Source organism: Mycobacterium gordonae (genome assembly GCF_002101675.1).
Classification (GTDB): Bacteria; Actinomycetota; Actinomycetes; order Mycobacteriales; family Mycobacteriaceae; genus Mycobacterium; species Mycobacterium gordonae.
The window spans coordinates 62119-77007 of record NZ_LQOY01000032.1; the positions used below are offsets into that span (position 1 = coordinate 62119).

Below are 14889 nucleotides of genomic sequence, written 5' to 3' on the forward strand. Positions count from 1 at the left end.
TCCGTGGTCCGACCCGAGCGCCGCACCAAGACGGATATAGCGGCCGCCGCGGCAATCGCGGTCGTCATCGCGGTAGCCGCGTCGCTCATCTGGTGGACCAGCGACGCGCGGGCCACCATCAGTCGGCCGGCCGCGACCGCCGCGCCCACCCCGACCCAGGCCCGAGACGTCCCGGCGACGCTGCGCCAGCTCTGGACCGCCCCCAGCCCAAGTACTCGGGCACCGGTGGTGGTGGCCGGCAGCGTGGCCACCGGCAGCGGGCGGGAGGTGCAGGGTCGCGATCCCGGCACCGGGCAGGTCCAGTGGAGTTACTCGCGGGATACCGACCTGTGCGGGCTGACGTGGGTGTACCACTACGCCGTGGCGGTCTACCGCGATGACCGGGGTTGCGGTCAGGTCAGCACCATCGACGGATCAACGGGTCGCCGCGGCCCGGCCCGCAGCAGCTACGCCGATCCCAAGGTGCGGCTGTCCTCCGACGGCACCACCGTGTTGTCAGCGGGTGACACCCGGCTGGAGATGTGGCGCTCCGACATGGTCCGGATGATGGCGTACGGCGAGACCGACGCCCGGGTCAAGCCGGTCAACCGGGGTCTGCATTCGGGCTGCACCCTCGAATCGGCGGCGGCGAGCTCGTCCTCGGTGGCGGTGCTCGAGGCCTGCACGAGCCAAGCTGACCTGAAGCTGGTCCTATTGCGTCCCGGCAAAGAAGACGACGAGCCCCAACAGCAGGTGGTGCAGGAATCCGGGGTGCGTCCGGGCACCGGCGCGCGCGTGGTGGTGGTCTCGCAAAATCGCACCGCGGTGTACCTGCCGACACCGCAGCCGCACGTCGACGTGGTCGACGAGACCGGCACCACGGTGGCGAGCACGCTGCTGGCCGGCCCGCCGTCTGCGTCGTCGGTGGTATCGCAGACCGGCAATCTGGTCACCTGGTGGACCGGGGACGCGCTGCTGGTCTTGGACGCGGGCAATCTGACCGCGCGCTACACGATCGCGGCCGGTGAGACCGCCGCGCCGCTGGGGCCCGGGGTGATGATGGCGGGGCAGCTGCTGGTGCCGGTCACCGGCGCGATCGGCGTCTACGACCCGCTCAACGGCGAGGCCAGCCGCTACATCCCGGTGGACCGGCAGCCCAACGGCTCGGCCGTGATTCCGGCGGTGTCGGGTTCCCGGGTGATCGAGCAGCGCGGCGACACTGTGGTGGCGCTGGGCTGATTCCCCTGCGCGAGCAGACACAAACGTCCCGTGGAGCGGTCGCTCCCGGGTGCGTTCGTGTCTGCTCGCGGGAGGACTAGTACTCGACCGCGAAGGTGGGCAGCGCCTTGCCGGTCTTCCAGTGCTTGAGCAGCGCCTTCGCCAGGTCGCGGTAGGCCAGCGCTCCCTTGTTCTTGCGCCCGGCCAGCACCGACGAGCCCGACGCGCTCGCCTCGGCGAAGCGCACCGTCCGCGGGATGGGTGGTGCCAGCACGGGCAGCTCGTAGCGGTCGGCGACGTCGAGCAGCACGTCGCGGGTGTGGGTGGTGCGGGAGTCGTACAGCGTCGGCAGGGCGCCCAGCAGTCGCAGGTTGGGATTGGTGATCTGCTGGACATCGGCCACCGTCCGCAGGAACTGGCCCACGCCCCGATGGGCCAGCGTCTCGCACTGCAGCGGCACGATGACCTCGTCGGCGGCGGTGAGCCCGTTGAGCGTGAGCACGCCGAGCGACGGCGGGCAGTCGATGATCACCACGTCGAAATCGTCGGCAAGCTTGGCCAGCGCCCGCTTGAGGGCGTACTCGCGGCCAGCCCGCATCAGCAGCATCGCCTCCGCGCCCGCGAGGTCAATGTTGGCCGGCAGCAACGTCATTCCCTCATCCGTCGTCACCAGAGCGGCGCTCGGCTCGACCTCGCCGAGCAGCACCTCATGAACGGAGACGGGCAACTTGTCGGGATCCTGGCCCAGCGAGAAGGTCAGACACCCTTGCGGGTCCAGGTCGACGAGCAGCACCCGTTTCCCTTCGTCCACCATCGCCGCACCGAGCGACGCGACCGTCGTCGTCTTGGCCACACCGCCCTTCTGGTTGGCCACCGCCAGTACGCGCATGTCACTCACAGTGCCCATCCTGGCACGGAACCCATTGCCCCGTTCGGGTGGCGGGCCCGCCGCGGCTCTCGGCGTGTCTCCGGCAGAATCGCGAGCATGGGCGTACACGATCACCGGCTGGTGCTGTTGCGCCACGGGGAGACCGAATGGTCGAAATCGGGGCAGCACACCGGCCGCACCGACATCGAGCTGACCGAGGCCGGCCGGGAACAGGCTGAGTTCGCCGGGGTGGTGCTCGGCGACCTCCGCCTCAAGCGCCCGATGGTGATCTGCAGCCCGCGCCGCCGCTCCCTGGTCACCGCCGACCTGGCCGGACTCATCGTCGACCAGGTCACCCCGCTGGTCGCCGAATGGGACTACGGCGACTACGAGGGGCTGACCACCCCGCAGATCCACGAAACCGACCCGGATTGGCTGGTGTGGACGCACGGATGTCCCGGCGGCGAAAGCGTCGCGCAGGTCAGCGAACGCGCCGACCGGGCCATCGCCCTGGCGCTGGAGAACATGGAGTCGCGCGACGTGCTCCTCGTCAGCCACGGCCATTTCTCCCGCGCGGTGATCACCCGATGGTCGCAATTCAGCCTGACCGAGGGCAGCCGCTTCGGGATGCCCACCGCGACCATCGCGATCTGCGGGTTCGAGCACGGGATCCGGCAACTGGCGCAGCTCGGGTTGAGCTGCCATCCCAAACCCACCGCGATCGCGTGAGCCCCGAACCCGCGTTTGCGTTGACCGGCCCCCGGGGGACGCTGGTCGCCGAGCGGGCCCGCCACTACTACCCCGACATCCCGTCTGCGCAAGCCGCGTTGCGCTCGGGAGCGGCACCAATAGTGCTGGGCGCGTTGCCTTTCGACATGGGCAGACCGGCTGCACTGTTTGCCCCGGATGCGGTGCGGCGCCTCGACGCACTGCCCGACTGGCCCACCGGCCCGCTGCCGGCGGTACGCATCCACTCCGCTGTGCCCTCCAGCGGCGAACATCGCGAGCGCATCAGCCGCGCCCGCGAACAGCTTGCCGCGCCGGACAATGCGCTTCGCAAGGTGGTACTGGCCCGGGCGTTGCGGCTGTCCGCCGATGCCGCCCTGGACGGTCGTGTCCTGCTGCGGCGGCTGGTCGACGCCGACCCGACGGCATACGGTTTTCTCGCCGAACTGAGCGCCGCAGGCACGGAGTACGCCGGGACGGCACTGGTGGGCGCCAGCCCGGAACTACTGGTCGCCAGATCCGGTGGACAGGTCGTGTGTCGGCCGTTCGCGGGTTCCGCTCCCCGCTCGGACGACCCCGACACCGATGCGGCCAACGGCGCCGCGCTGGCCGGATCCGACAAGAACCGGCACGAGCATCAACTGGTCATCGACACCATGCGTGCCGCGCTCGAGCCGCTGTGCGACGACCTGACGATCGCCGCCGAACCGCAACTGAGCCGCACCGCCGCGGTCTGGCATCTGTGCACTCCGATCGTCGGCCACCTCAGCAATAGTTCAACCAGCGCAATCGATCTGGCGCTGGCACTGCATCCCACGCCGGCGGTGGGCGGCGTGCCGACCCGGCAGGCCGGCGAATTGATCGCCGAACTGGAAGGCGACCGCGGCTTCTACGCCGGGGCGGTGGGCTGGTGTGACGCACGCGGCGACGGTTACTGGGTGGTGTCGATCCGGTGCGCGGAATTGTCGGCCGACCGCCTGACGGCACTGGCCCACGCCGGTGGCGGGATCGTCGCAGAATCCGATCCCGACGACGAAGTCGCGGAAACCACAACGAAATTCGCGACGATACTGAGGGCCCTGGGAGTGCAGCAGTGAGAGAGCAGATCCGCCGAGCCGCGCCGGCCGACGTTGCCGACATCACCGCCATGATTCACGAGCTCGCCGAGTTCGAGCACGCCGCCGACGAGTGCACCGTCACCGAAAACCAAATAACCGCAGCACTTTTCGGCGAATCGCCGACGGTGCACGGGCATGTCGCCGAAAGCGGCGGCCAGATCGCGGCCATGGCGCTGTGGTTCCTGAACTTCTCCACCTGGGACGGCGTGGCGGGCATCTACCTGGAGGACCTCTACGTGCGGCCGCGCTTTCGCCGTCGCGGCCTGGCCCGCGGACTGCTGGCGGTCCTGGCCGGCGAATGCATTCGCAACGGCTACAGCCGGCTGTCGTGGGCGGTGCTCAACTGGAACACCGACGCGATCGCACTCTACGACGGCGTCGGCGGGCAGCCGCAGACCGAGTGGACCAGCTACCGGGTGTCGGGCCCGGAGCTGGCCGCGCTGGCCGGACCGGGCTGATCGCGCCCCGCGGCCCAGCGCACCGACGGCCCGCTGAACAGCAGCCCCAGCGTGACCAGTGCCACCAGCGCGACGGGGGTGCCGAACACCGGCCGATGCGACCCGACCGCCAGATACCAGGCCACCGGCAACAGCAGCAACTGGGTGAACACCGCCAGTCCCCGGCCCCAGCGCTTGCCTTTCACCAGCGCGATCCCACCCGCAAGCACCCCGCCGCCGATCACCGCAAACCAGGCCGCCGTGCCCAGGCCGTTGACGACCTGCTGGTCAGCGCCGGCGAGGCCGCGTACCACCAGGATCGCGGCCACCACCAGCCCGGCGACTCCCTGAGCCGCGACGATGAAGCCGGCACGACGGACGGTGGAGGGTGCGGGAACGGTCACAGCGCCAGCGTAGTCAGGCTGCGCTGCGAGGGCTCAGATGCGTCCTGGTGGCCGTCACGGCCCACAAGTACATCCGCCACCTTGTTGTTTCGCCTGGTACATGGCCTCGTCCGCACGTTGCAGAGCGTCACTGCCCAGTTGCCCAGGGGTGATCATGCTAACGCCGATCGTGACACTTCCCGGGGAGCGCGTTCGTACCCGCTCGACCAGCGTGCGGGCCAGCTTCTGAGCCTGCTCGGCGGAAGTGTGCGGCAGTAGGGCGGCGAATTCATCGCCGCCGATGCGGGCAAATACATCAGACAGGCGCAGCTGGCGGCCGATGATCTGGGCCACGTCCTTGATGTAGTTGTCTCCCGCTGCATGGCCGTACTGATCGTTGATCCGTTTGAGGCCGTCGAGGTCGATCATGAAGACCGCCGCCTCATCTTCGCAACCATGTCGACTGAGCAGCGCTCCATAACGGGCGAGTTCCTCGGCGAATCGCGCGCGGTTGAGCACTCCTGTCAGAGGATCGCGAGTTGCCTGCTGCCTGAGCAGTTCCTCGTCACGTTTGCGAGCGGAGATGTCCTCAATGTGGGCGATGAAACACGACGGCTGACCCTCCGCGTCGCGCACCATCGAACCCGAGAGATGAACCCAGATGAGGTGTCCGTCCTTGGCGTAGTAGCGCTTATCCATTTGGTAGCAGCTGATCTCACCGTGCAGCAGCCGGGTCGCTTCTTGTAGGTCGCTGTCGAGATCACCTGGAAATGTGATGTCCTGAAACGTCAATTGGGTCAATTCCTGCTCGGGGTATCCGGTGATCCGGCACAGCGCCTTGTTGACCCACCGGAAGCTGCCGTCGAGACCGACAACGGCAATACCGACTGGTGCGTCATCGAACACGGCCTTGAAGATTGTCTGGGTACCGCACTGAACAGCTCGAACCTCCGACACCGCGGTCATGTCGCGAATGAGTGCATGCAACACCACCTTCGACCCAGAGCGGACCGCAGTGACGACCACTTCGACGGGCACTTCGGTTCCGTCTTTCGCGTGCATCACCTGCGCAACGACGTTGCCGACGACCGGTGATGGACCGGTTTGCACGTAGTCCAGCAGGTCCTGTAGCGCCCAACCGCTCTGCCCGCCATCAGGGACCGCCACGAGCTCTGCCAGCGGCTGCCCGACTGCTTCCTCCGCAGTCCAGCCCAACATCGCGGCCGCGGCGTCGTTCCACTCCAGCACGTGACCGTTCGAATCCAGACCAACGTAGGCATCCAATAAGGAACTCAGCGTCTGGCGATCCCGGCCGTCTGCCCCTCGGGCATCGTCGGCGTTAGAAAAAGTGATGGCCATTGACCCGGTGGCAGGTTGGTGTTGCCGGAACTGCATCCATGCATTCCCTCCAATCGCCACAGGACCATAAGGCGACATACCGGTGGCGCGCCGGTCCATTGAGTGAGTATCGCGCGCGAACACCGAATCCGGTGTCGAACGAGCCCAATGGAGTTGTGCGCGCTTCTCCTCAGCGGGCCCTTCTGGCCCGCATCGTCGTCGCGCCCCACCTCAACCGCGCTTCTCCTCAGCGGGCCCTTCTGGCCCGCATCGTCGTCGCGCATAAGCTCAAACGTCATGCGTGCCATGTTGATCGTCAATCCGATTGCCACCACCATCACGCCGAGCGCCCGTCAACTGGTGGCGCACGCCCTGGGCAGCCGTCTTGACCTCACCATCGAGCTGACCAACTACTCCGGTCACGCCGAAGAACTCGGCCGCAAGGCTGTCGCCGACGCGTTCGACCTGGTTGTCGTCCACGGTGGGGACGGAACGGTCAACCAGGTGGTCAACGGCATGCTCGGCCGGCCCGGCTCCGCCCCGTCCGGGCCGGTTCCGGCGCTGGGCATCATTCCCGGCGGCTCGGCCAATGTGCTGGCAAGGGCGTTGGGCATACCCCGGGACGCGTCCGGCGCGACCGACCAACTCATCGCGCTGCTCAACGCCTATGAACGCGACCACCAGTGGCGCCGCATCAGCCTGATCGACTGCGGTGAGATATACGCGCTGGTCAACGCCGGCATGGGAGTGGACGCCGAGGTGGTCCAGGCGGTCGAAGAGGAGCGCAGGAAGGGCCACAAGATCACCCCGGTGCGCTACTGGCGGGTGGCCACGCCCGTCTCGGTGCGGTTCAGCCGCCGCGAGCCCAACCTGGTCCTGGAGCGGCCGGGCCACCAGCCCGTTTCGGGCGTGCACTTCGTCTGGGTGTCCAACACGAACCCGTGGACCTACAGCGACGACCGCCCTATGGTCACCAACCCGGGCTGTAGCTTCGAGTCGGGCCTCGGCCTGTTCGCGCTCACCAGCATGAAGTTGATCCCCACCCTGCGACTGCTGCGCCAGCTGCTGGCCAAGCGACCGAAGCTGGAAGCCGAGCAGCTCATCCGCGACGACGACATCAGCCACGTCCGGGTCAGCACCATGGCCGGCCCGTCCGCCTGCCAGTACGACGGTGAATACCTCGGGCTGCGCGAAACCATGACGTTTCGGGCCGTTCCGGCCGCCCTCGCGGTAGTTGCACCACCGGGTAAATAGCGCTCTGAGCTGGGCAAACCGAACCTGTGACAAGCCCGCGACAAAACTGTGGGGCGAAATTTGCAAGGTAGTGTAGTACAACGGAGTAAGGGCTTGTGTAAGAGTCCGTTGAAGTGAGATACCCCACGGGCCCGCGTAACACTATTGACATCTGTTGAGCCTGTGAAACGATCAAAAGGTTGCATGCAGAAATATGCAGAGGTACGGAAACCTTTCTTGAGCACGCTCAACAGCCAAGAAGAAAAATGCCCGTGCGCAGTGCTGCGCACTTAGTGAGGAGTAGCAACTAATGGATTGGCGCCACAGGGCGGTCTGCCGTGACGAGGATCCGGAGCTGTTCTTCCCGGTTGGGAACAGCGGCCCGGCACTCGCGCAGATCGCTGACGCGAAACTGGTCTGTAATCGGTGCCCGGTGACCACAGAGTGTCTCGGATGGGCTCTGAACACTGGTCAGGACTCGGGCGTCTGGGGTGGGATGAGCGAAGACGAGCGGCGCGCACTCAAGCGTCGCAACGCCCGGACGAAGGCCCGAAGCGGAGTCTGACAACTCAGCTAAGTAGCTTTACGGCCCCGAGAAATCGGGGCCGTATTGCTGCGCTCACACCAGCAATCGCCCCATCCGGCCGATCGGAACCCGCAACACCACATCGGTGCCACGATCGGGGCCTTCACGCATCCCCAGCGAACCGTCGAGCTCCGCGGACACCAGTGTCCGCACGATCTGCAGCCCCAGACTGTCGGATTTCTCCAGGCTGAACCCCTCGGGCAGGCCGCGGCCGTCGTCGTGCACCACCACGTCCAGCCAGCGCGCCGAGCGTTCCGCGCGGATGGTCACCGACCCCCCGGCCGCCGACGGATCGAACGCGTGCTCAATGGCGTTCTGCACCAGTTCGGTGATCACCATGATCAGCGCGGTGGCCCGGTCGGAATCCAGCACACCGAGGTCACCCACCCGGTTGATCCGGATCGGCCGGTCGACCGACGCCACGTCGTTCATGATCGGCAGAATCCGGTCGATGACCTCGTCGAGGTTCACCTGCTCATCCACCGACATGGACAACGCGTCGTGGACCAGGGCAATCGACGACACCCGACGCACCGACTCGATCAGGGCCTCGCGGCCCTCGGCGTTGACGGTGCGGCGGGCCTGCAGCCGCAGCAGCGCCGCCACCGTCTGCAGGTTGTTCTTCACCCGGTGGTGTATCTCACGGATGGTGGCGTCCTTGGAGATCAGCGCGCGGTCCCGCCGTTTGACCTCGGTGACGTCGCGAATCAGAATTGCCGCCCCGACGTTCTCCCCGTGGACCACCAGCGGCAGCGTCCGCAGCAGCACGGTGGCGCCGCCGGCGTCCACTTCCATGCGCATGCTCGACCCGCCGGCCAGCAGGTTGAGCACGTGTTCGGCGACCTCCTGAGCCTCGAACGGGTCTGAGATGAGCGGACGGGTGACCTTGATGAGGTTGTGGCCCTCCAGTTCGCTCGTCAGACCCATCCGGTGGTAGGCCGACAGCGCGTTGGGGCTCGCGTAGGCGACGATGCCCTCGACATCGAGGCGGATGAATCCGTCACCCGCGCGCGGCGTCGAGCGCGACATGGCGACGTCGCCGACGTCGGGGAAGGTGCCCTCGGCGATCATGTGGAGCAGGTCGACCGCACATTCGCGGTATGCGGTCTCCAGGTGTCCGGACATGCGCTGCGCGGCCAGCTCGGTCTGGTGCTGGGTGAGCACCGCGACCACCTGGTCGCGGTAGCGAACCGGGGAAGCCGCGATGTTGGGGCCGGGCAGTTCCCACGAATGATGTTCCGGCGCTTCGGTTTCCTGAATGGTGATCCCGGAGCTGAACGTTTCGGCGACGAGCGGCAACCGGTCAGCCGAGACGACGCTGCCCACGGCGTCGGTCTGCAGAACGGTGGGCGCGGTGTTGGGCCGGCACTGCGCCACGCACACCAGCATGCCGTCGTCGCGGTGCACCCACATCAGGTAGTCGGCGAACGAGAGGTCGGCCAGCAGTTGCCACTCCCCCACCACGGCATGCAGGTGGTCGACGGCGTTGCCGGGCAGGACGGTGTGCTCGGCGAGCAGATTACCGAGGGTGGACATGCAGGTACGTGGCGCCCAACGGCTAGCTGATCACGGCAATGAGGTCGCCGGCCTGGATCACGTCCCCGACGGCCACACTCACCTGGCTGATGGTTCCGGCGACCTCAGCCAGGACGGGGATCTCCATTTTCATGGATTCCAGTAGCACCACGACGTCACCCTGGCCGATTTGGTCGCCTTCGGTGACCACGACTTCAAGCACGCTGGCCACGATCTCGGCGCGGACCTCCTCGGACATCATCACCCCACTCGTATCGGCCGGTTCTGCGTATATCGAACCATAAGGCCGGTGGGGGTGACCGCGCGCGGGCTAATGAGGGCGCGTCGCCGGCCGCATGAGACACTGGAAGGCAAACCGGCGACGATATTGAAGACGAAACGAGGTTCCATCATGGCCAAGCGTGGCCGCAAGAAGCGTGACCGCAAGCACAGCAAGGCCAACCACGGCAAGCGCCCCAACGCTTAACCGTCAGGACTGAAACTCGCCCCGGACGATCGTGGTCCGGCGGATCTCGAGGCGCAGGCGCTCACGCAGGCTGTCCGGCGCCTTCTCCCCGCTGCATTTCGTTGCGATCAATGCTTTGAGACGCTCTTCTATGCCGTAGTGCTGGAAGCATCCCGGGCACGCCTCGAGGTGGCGGCGCAGGCTTTCCTTCTTCTCAGGGGTGCATTCCCCGTCGAGGAGCGTCCATACTTCCGCGATCACCTCGGCACAGCCGAAGGCGCCGTGGTCGTCGTGCTCGCTGGGCCGGCCGCAGGACTCACTCATGACGACACCTCCTCGTGTGCCTGCTCGCCGCGGGTGAAGCCGCGATCCTTGGCCACGTCGGCAAGCAATTCTCGCAGCTGACGTCGGCCCCTGTGCAGCCGGGACATCACGGTGCCGATCGGCGTGCCCATGATCTCGGCGATCTCTTTATACGGAAAACCTTCGACGTCCGCGTAGTAAACCGCCATCCGGAACTCTTCCGGCAGCGCTTGCAGCGCCTCTTTGATCTCAGTGTCCGGCAGCGACTCAAGTGCCTCGACCTCCGCCGAGCGCAGTCCGGTTGAGGTGTGCTCCGCGTTGGCAGCCAGCTGCCAGTCGGTGATCTCGTCGGTCGGATACTCCGACGGCTGCCGCTGCTTCTTGCGATAGCTGTTGATGTAGGTGTTGGTCAGGATGCGGTACAGCCACGCCTTGAGGTTGGTGCCCTCGCGGAACGAACGGAATCCGGCGTACGCCTTCACCATCGTCTCCTGCAGCAGGTCCTCGGCGTCGGCGGGGTTGCGCGTCATCCGCAGCGCGCCGCCGTAGAGCTGGTCGAGCAGTGGAATCGCGTCCCGCTCGAAGCGCGCCGTCAGTTCGGCGTCCGTCTCCTCGGCCAGGGCGGCACCGTCGAGCCCGGTCTCGCCATCGATGTCGGCCATCTTGATTAACTCGGTCCCTTCGGTTGCGGCGTCACCGGAGCGCGCAAACCACGCCGCCGGACTCGCAAGGAAGCGATCCAACCGCTCCGCACCCAACAGGCTCGTCGCAGTTGACACCGAACTCCCTCCTTCAATCTAAAGGCCGCCACCGACTCGTGCAGTCACCGCCTCACATAACGGCAATTTCCGGCGCCCTATTTCCGGCCCGCGATCCCGCGGTACAGCCCGCCGGAATGTGGCGTTAATGTGACGGCCATGTCCCTTAACGGCAAAACCATGTTCATTTCCGGCGCCAGCCGCGGTATCGGTCTGGCGATCGCCAAGCGCGCCGCTCAAGACGGCGCCAACATCGCTCTGATCGCCAAGACGGCCGAGCCGCACCCAAAGCTCCCCGGCACGGTGTACACGGCCGCCAAGGAGCTGGAGGAAGCGGGCGGACAGGCCCTGCCGATCGTCGGGGACGTGCGCGATCCCGACTCGGTCGAGTCCGCCGTGGCCAAGACCGTCGAGCAGTTCGGCGGCATCGACATCTGCGTCAACAACGCCTCGGCCATCAACCTGGGGTCGATCCTCGAAGTGCCGATGAAGCGCTTCGACCTGATGAACGGCATCCAGGTGCGCGGCACGTATGCCGTGTCCCAGGCCTGTATCCCGCACCTGAAAGGCCGGGAGAACCCGCACATTCTGACACTCTCACCCCCGGTGCTGCTGGGCAAGGAGTGGCTGAAGCCGACGGCCTACATGATGGCTAAATTCGGTATGACGTTGTGCGCCTTGGGTATTGCCGAGGAAATGCGCGACGAGGGCATCGCGTCGAACACGTTGTGGCCGCGCACCCTGGTGGCCACCGCCGCGGTGCAGAACCTGCTCGGCGGCGACGAAGCGATGGCGCGCGCCCGCAAGCCCGAGGTGTACTCCGACGCCGCTTACGTGATCCTCAACAAGCCGTCGCGGGAGTACACCGGCAACATGGCGCTGTGCGAGGACGTGCTGCTCGAATCCGGAGTCAGCGACCTGTCGGTCTACGACTGCGTGCCGGGCGGCAAGCTCGGCGTCGACTTCTGGGTGGACGGCGTGAACCCGCCGGGGTACTCCCAGCCCTGACGTGGCCGCCGCCGCGACACCGGCTCTGGCCGCACTGACCAAAGCCGGTGTGCCGCACCAGGTGGTGAAGTACGACCACGATTCCCGTGAACGCTCGTTCGGCGCCGAAGCGGTCAGCGCGCTGACTAGCTCGGGAAGTATTGCGGCAGCACAGATTTACAAGACGCTGATCGTCGCGGTGCCGACCGGCCTGGCGGTAGCGATCCTGCCGGCGGCGTCGAAGTTGTCGCTGAAGGCTGCCGCTGCGGCGCTGGGCGTCGGAAAAGCCGCCATGGCCGAACCTGCTGTCGCGGAGCGAACGACAGGGTATGTGCTCGGTGCGGTTTCCCCCTTCGGACAACGCAAACGCCTGCCCACAGTGCTCGATTCCAGTGCCCTGGAATGGGAGACGATGTACTGCAGTGCGGGCCGGCGCGGCTGGGACGTGGCAGTGTCACCGCAGGATCTGATCCGGGTCACCGGCGCGTTCACCGCCGCGATCCAGGCTTAGCGGTCAGGAACCCTTCGATGACGGGCGCCAGTTCGGCCGCGTTGTGCACGACGTCGATATGCCCACCAGGGTGCAGGTGCAGACGCGAATGCGGGAGCAACCGGTGCATGATGTGCGCATTGACCACCGGGATGATCGGGTCGTCGGTGCCGGCCACGATCAGCGTCTGCTGGCGCACCGCCGGCAACGCGAACAGGCTGGTCCACACCGAGCCGGCGAGCAGCTGGTGCAGGTAACCGATCCTCGAACCGGCGTGCAACTGTTTGAAGAACAGTCGCGCGACATCATCGCCGTGGGCGCGGACCGTGCCGCCGTACAGCTCGCCGGCAATGCGGGCAGCGTAATCGGGATCCGAGAAGCGCCGAGGAGTAGCCATTTTCGCCAGCACCCGCGGGTGCGCAGGAACCATCAGCGCTCCCGTCCCGGTCGCCACCAAGACCAGCCTGCGGCACCGGCGTGGATTCTGAAACGCGAACTGTTGCGCCAGCGCGCCGCCCCAGGACAGCCCGAGGATGTCTACCACCCCGAAATCCAGCTTCGTCAGCACCCGCCCCAGCACCCAGGCGAGGTAGGGAATGCCGTAGGGCAGTGGCGAGATCCGCGAACCCCCCGTTCCGGGAACATCGAATCTCATTACCGGACGGGTCATTTGCTCCACCAACGGGTCGAGCACCTTGAGGCTGGCGCCGATCCCGTTGCACAGCACCAGCGGCACCCCGGACCCGGGTCGCACCTCGACCCGGATCCGCTGCCCTCCCGCGGTGACGAAATGGCTCACTTGTCCATCACGTAACTGCCCGGAGCCGGACCCAACGGCGGAAAGCCATCACCACCAAGGGTTTTCGGTGCGTCGATCTCGGCTCCGCTGCGCTCGCCCAGCCAGCTGACGTAGTCCGGCCACCAGGAGCCGGGTGACTGCTGAGCTGAGTCGAGCCACTGCCCGGGGTCGTCCACATCGACCGGTCCGGCGCGGTACGAGGCCTTGGGGTTGCCGGGCGGGTTCACCAACGCGGCAATGTGCCCGCTGGTCGAGAGCACGTAGCGGTTGTCCTTGCTGCCCAGCAGGCGCGCGCTGCGATAGGTGGCCTGCCACGGCGAAATGTGATCGGCCACCCCACCGACCACATAGGCGTCGTTGGTGACCTGCGCCAGATCCACCGCAGTGCCCAGCATGCTGACCGCGCCGGGCTCGACCAGTGCGTTGCGCAGACCCATCAATACCATGTCGCGGTGCAGTGCCGCGGTCATGCGGGTGGTGTCGGCGTTCCAGAACAACACGTCGAACGCCGCCGGCTTTCGGCCTTGCACGTAATTGTTCACCACATACCGCCACACCAGGTCGGTGGGGCGCAGCCAAGCGAACATCTCGGCCATTGCGCGGCCGTCGAGGTAGCCCTTCTTGTCCGACGCCCGGATCGCCGCCTGAGCGGCCCGCTCGCTCATCGCCGCGGCCGCAAAACCCGCCCGGGTCTCGTCGAGCACGGTGACCGCCAGTGCCAATCCCGCGATCCGGTCCGCCTCACCGATGTCAGCGAGGTGGGCCGCCGTCATCGCCGCGAGAATGCCACCCGAGCAGGTGGCGAACAGGTGCGTGCTGTCGGTACCGGTGATCGTCTGCACCGCGTCGAGTGCCTCGATGATCGCCGCCCCGTAGGCGTCGAAGCCCCAGTCCCGGTGCCGGGCTTGCGGATTGCGCCACGACACGACGAACACTTGCTGACCCTGCTGCACGAAGTACTCGATCATGCTGCGCCCGGGCGCGATGTCCATGACGTAGTACTTGTTGATCACGGGCGGAATCAGCAACAACGGGATGGTCCGCACCTTCGCGGTCTGGGGGGCGTACTGGATCAACTCGAACATCGACGTCCGTGCCACCACAGCACCCTTCGTGACGGCGACGGTCTCCCCTACCGCGAACGCGTCCGGCTCCACCATCGCCGGTACCCGCGGCTGCGAAAGCATATCGCGGGCAAAGGCTTTGGCGCCGCGAACCGCGCTCAGCCCACCCGTGTCGATCAGCGCCTTCCAGCCCAGCGGACTGATCAGCGGGTTGTTACTCGGCGCCAGCCCTTCCACCACGTTATCGACGACGAACTGCATCTTCTCGGCATCGCGCCAGTCCAGTCCGGCGTCGGCGACGATTCCCTCGGCCGCCTCAGCGGCCGCCAGATACGCCTGCATGACCCGGTGTAACACCGGATTTTGCTGCCACGCCGGGTCGGCGAACCGCTTGTCGGCACGGGCCGGTGCACGCTGCGAGCGGCCGGCCACGATCTCGCCGAGTTCACGGGTGAGCGCGCCGGCCCGGTCGGTCACCACGCCGGGCCGCTTTGCCAGCTTGGCGCCGAGGCGACTCCAGGTCGCATCCGGCATCATCCGGCTGAAAAACGGCCGGGTGGCGCTGGTCAGCAGCAGGTCGAGGGGCGCGGCGAGTTCATCTGGGCGGGTTCGGATTGCCAT

18 protein-coding genes are annotated in these 14889 nt (G+C 66.8%); 9 read left to right on the top strand and 9 right to left on the bottom strand.

Features of this window, described 5'->3' with window-relative positions:
• The first annotated feature begins 3 nt into the window (after nt 1–3).
• Nucleotides 4–1218, top strand: a complete 1215-nt coding sequence (locus AWC08_RS05960) for an Rv3212 family protein (RefSeq protein ID WP_065133025.1) — start codon at nt 4–6, stop codon at nt 1216–1218.
• Nucleotides 1219–1294: 76 nt separating this feature from the next.
• On the opposite strand, the gene AWC08_RS05965 is transcribed toward AWC08_RS05960, so the two are convergent.
• Nucleotides 1295–2095, bottom strand: coding sequence for a ParA family protein (locus AWC08_RS05965; RefSeq protein WP_082986199.1), 801 nt, complete (start codon nt 2093–2095; stop codon nt 1295–1297).
• A gap of 87 nt (nt 2096–2182) precedes the next feature.
• Here AWC08_RS05965 and AWC08_RS05970 point away from each other — a divergent pair, with 87 nt between their 5' ends.
• Genes AWC08_RS05970 through AWC08_RS05980 form a run of 3 tightly spaced genes read left to right on the top strand, consistent with a single transcriptional unit; the run spans nt 2183 to nt 4367 of the window.
• Nucleotides 2183–2794, top strand: a complete 612-nt coding sequence (locus AWC08_RS05970; RefSeq protein ID WP_065133018.1) for an acid phosphatase — start codon at nt 2183–2185, stop codon at nt 2792–2794.
• The gene (locus AWC08_RS05975; RefSeq protein WP_069433357.1) at nt 2791–3888 is read left to right on the top strand and encodes an isochorismate synthase; all 1098 of its coding nucleotides are present in this window, start codon (nt 2791–2793) and stop codon (nt 3886–3888) included. The genes AWC08_RS05970 and AWC08_RS05975 overlap by 4 nt, the downstream gene beginning before the upstream one ends.
• Nucleotides 3885–4367, top strand: coding sequence for a GNAT family N-acetyltransferase (locus AWC08_RS05980; protein ID WP_069433356.1), 483 nt, complete (start codon nt 3885–3887; stop codon nt 4365–4367). Before AWC08_RS05975 ends, AWC08_RS05980 begins: the two co-directional genes overlap by 4 nt.
• Here the strand turns inward: AWC08_RS05980 and AWC08_RS05985 are convergent.
• Together AWC08_RS05985 and AWC08_RS05990 are read right to left on the bottom strand one after the other, a co-directional pair.
• Nucleotides 4319–4750: a hypothetical protein gene (locus AWC08_RS05985; protein WP_069433355.1), complete on the bottom strand. Its 432-nt coding sequence runs from the start codon at nt 4748–4750 to the stop codon at nt 4319–4321. The genes AWC08_RS05980 and AWC08_RS05985 overlap by 49 nt on opposite strands.
• Nucleotides 4751–4804: 54 nt before the next feature.
• Nucleotides 4805–6187, bottom strand: a complete 1383-nt coding sequence (locus AWC08_RS05990; RefSeq protein ID WP_083271093.1) for a sensor domain-containing diguanylate cyclase — start codon at nt 6185–6187, stop codon at nt 4805–4807.
• Between the two features lie 177 nt (nt 6188–6364).
• Here AWC08_RS05990 and AWC08_RS05995 point away from each other — a divergent pair, with 177 nt between their 5' ends.
• Nucleotides 6365–7321 carry a diacylglycerol/lipid kinase family protein gene (locus AWC08_RS05995; protein ID WP_069433353.1) on the top strand — a complete coding sequence of 319 codons (957 nt, stop codon included), beginning with the start codon at nt 6365–6367 and terminating at the stop codon, nt 7319–7321.
• 289 nt (nt 7322–7610) lie between these two features.
• Entirely contained in the window at nt 7611–7865 is a 255-nt protein-coding gene (whiB1, locus tag AWC08_RS06000; RefSeq protein WP_036353357.1) for a transcriptional regulator WhiB1, read from the top strand.
• Between the two features lie 54 nt (nt 7866–7919).
• Here whiB1 and AWC08_RS06005 read toward each other — a convergent pair whose 3' ends face one another.
• Together AWC08_RS06005 and AWC08_RS06010 are read right to left on the bottom strand one after the other, a co-directional pair.
• Nucleotides 7920–9422, bottom strand: a complete 1503-nt coding sequence (locus AWC08_RS06005; RefSeq protein ID WP_065133023.1) for a sensor histidine kinase — start codon at nt 9420–9422, stop codon at nt 7920–7922.
• A gap of 22 nt (nt 9423–9444) precedes the next feature.
• A complete protein-coding gene (locus AWC08_RS06010; protein ID WP_065047355.1) occupies nt 9445–9660 on the bottom strand; it encodes a biotin/lipoyl-binding carrier protein in 216 nt (71 codons plus the stop codon).
• A gap of 153 nt (nt 9661–9813) precedes the next feature.
• Between AWC08_RS06010 and AWC08_RS39520 the strand changes: the two genes are divergently transcribed.
• The gene (locus tag AWC08_RS39520; RefSeq protein ID WP_011728008.1) at nt 9814–9888 is read left to right on the top strand and encodes a 50S ribosomal protein bL37; all 75 of its coding nucleotides are present in this window, start codon (nt 9814–9816) and stop codon (nt 9886–9888) included.
• Between the two features lie 3 nt (nt 9889–9891).
• Here AWC08_RS39520 and rsrA read toward each other — a convergent pair whose 3' ends face one another.
• Both rsrA and AWC08_RS06020 read right to left on the bottom strand, forming a co-directional pair.
• Nucleotides 9892–10191 carry a mycothiol system anti-sigma-R factor gene (gene rsrA / locus AWC08_RS06015; RefSeq protein WP_065133606.1) on the bottom strand — a complete coding sequence of 100 codons (300 nt, stop codon included), beginning with the start codon at nt 10189–10191 and terminating at the stop codon, nt 9892–9894.
• A complete protein-coding gene (locus tag AWC08_RS06020) occupies nt 10188–10832 on the bottom strand; it encodes a sigma-70 family RNA polymerase sigma factor (protein WP_167544940.1) in 645 nt (214 codons plus the stop codon). Before AWC08_RS06020 ends, rsrA begins: the two co-directional genes overlap by 4 nt.
• Before the next feature lie 255 nt (nt 10833–11087).
• Here AWC08_RS06020 and AWC08_RS06025 point away from each other — a divergent pair, with 255 nt between their 5' ends.
• The gene (locus AWC08_RS06025) at nt 11088–11936 is read left to right on the top strand and encodes an SDR family oxidoreductase (RefSeq protein WP_065133608.1); all 849 of its coding nucleotides are present in this window, start codon (nt 11088–11090) and stop codon (nt 11934–11936) included.
• Between the two features lies 1 nt (nt 11937).
• Complete coding sequence (locus tag AWC08_RS06030; protein WP_069433352.1) at nt 11938–12426, top strand: YbaK/EbsC family protein; 489 nt, start codon at nt 11938–11940, stop codon at nt 12424–12426.
• Here the strand turns inward: AWC08_RS06030 and AWC08_RS06035 are convergent.
• Nucleotides 12404–13204, bottom strand: a complete 801-nt coding sequence (locus tag AWC08_RS06035; RefSeq protein ID WP_069433351.1) for an alpha/beta fold hydrolase — start codon at nt 13202–13204, stop codon at nt 12404–12406. The genes AWC08_RS06030 and AWC08_RS06035 overlap by 23 nt on opposite strands.
• Complete coding sequence (locus AWC08_RS06040) at nt 13201–14889, bottom strand: PHA/PHB synthase family protein (protein ID WP_069433350.1); 1689 nt, start codon at nt 14887–14889, stop codon at nt 13201–13203. Before AWC08_RS06040 ends, AWC08_RS06035 begins: the two co-directional genes overlap by 4 nt.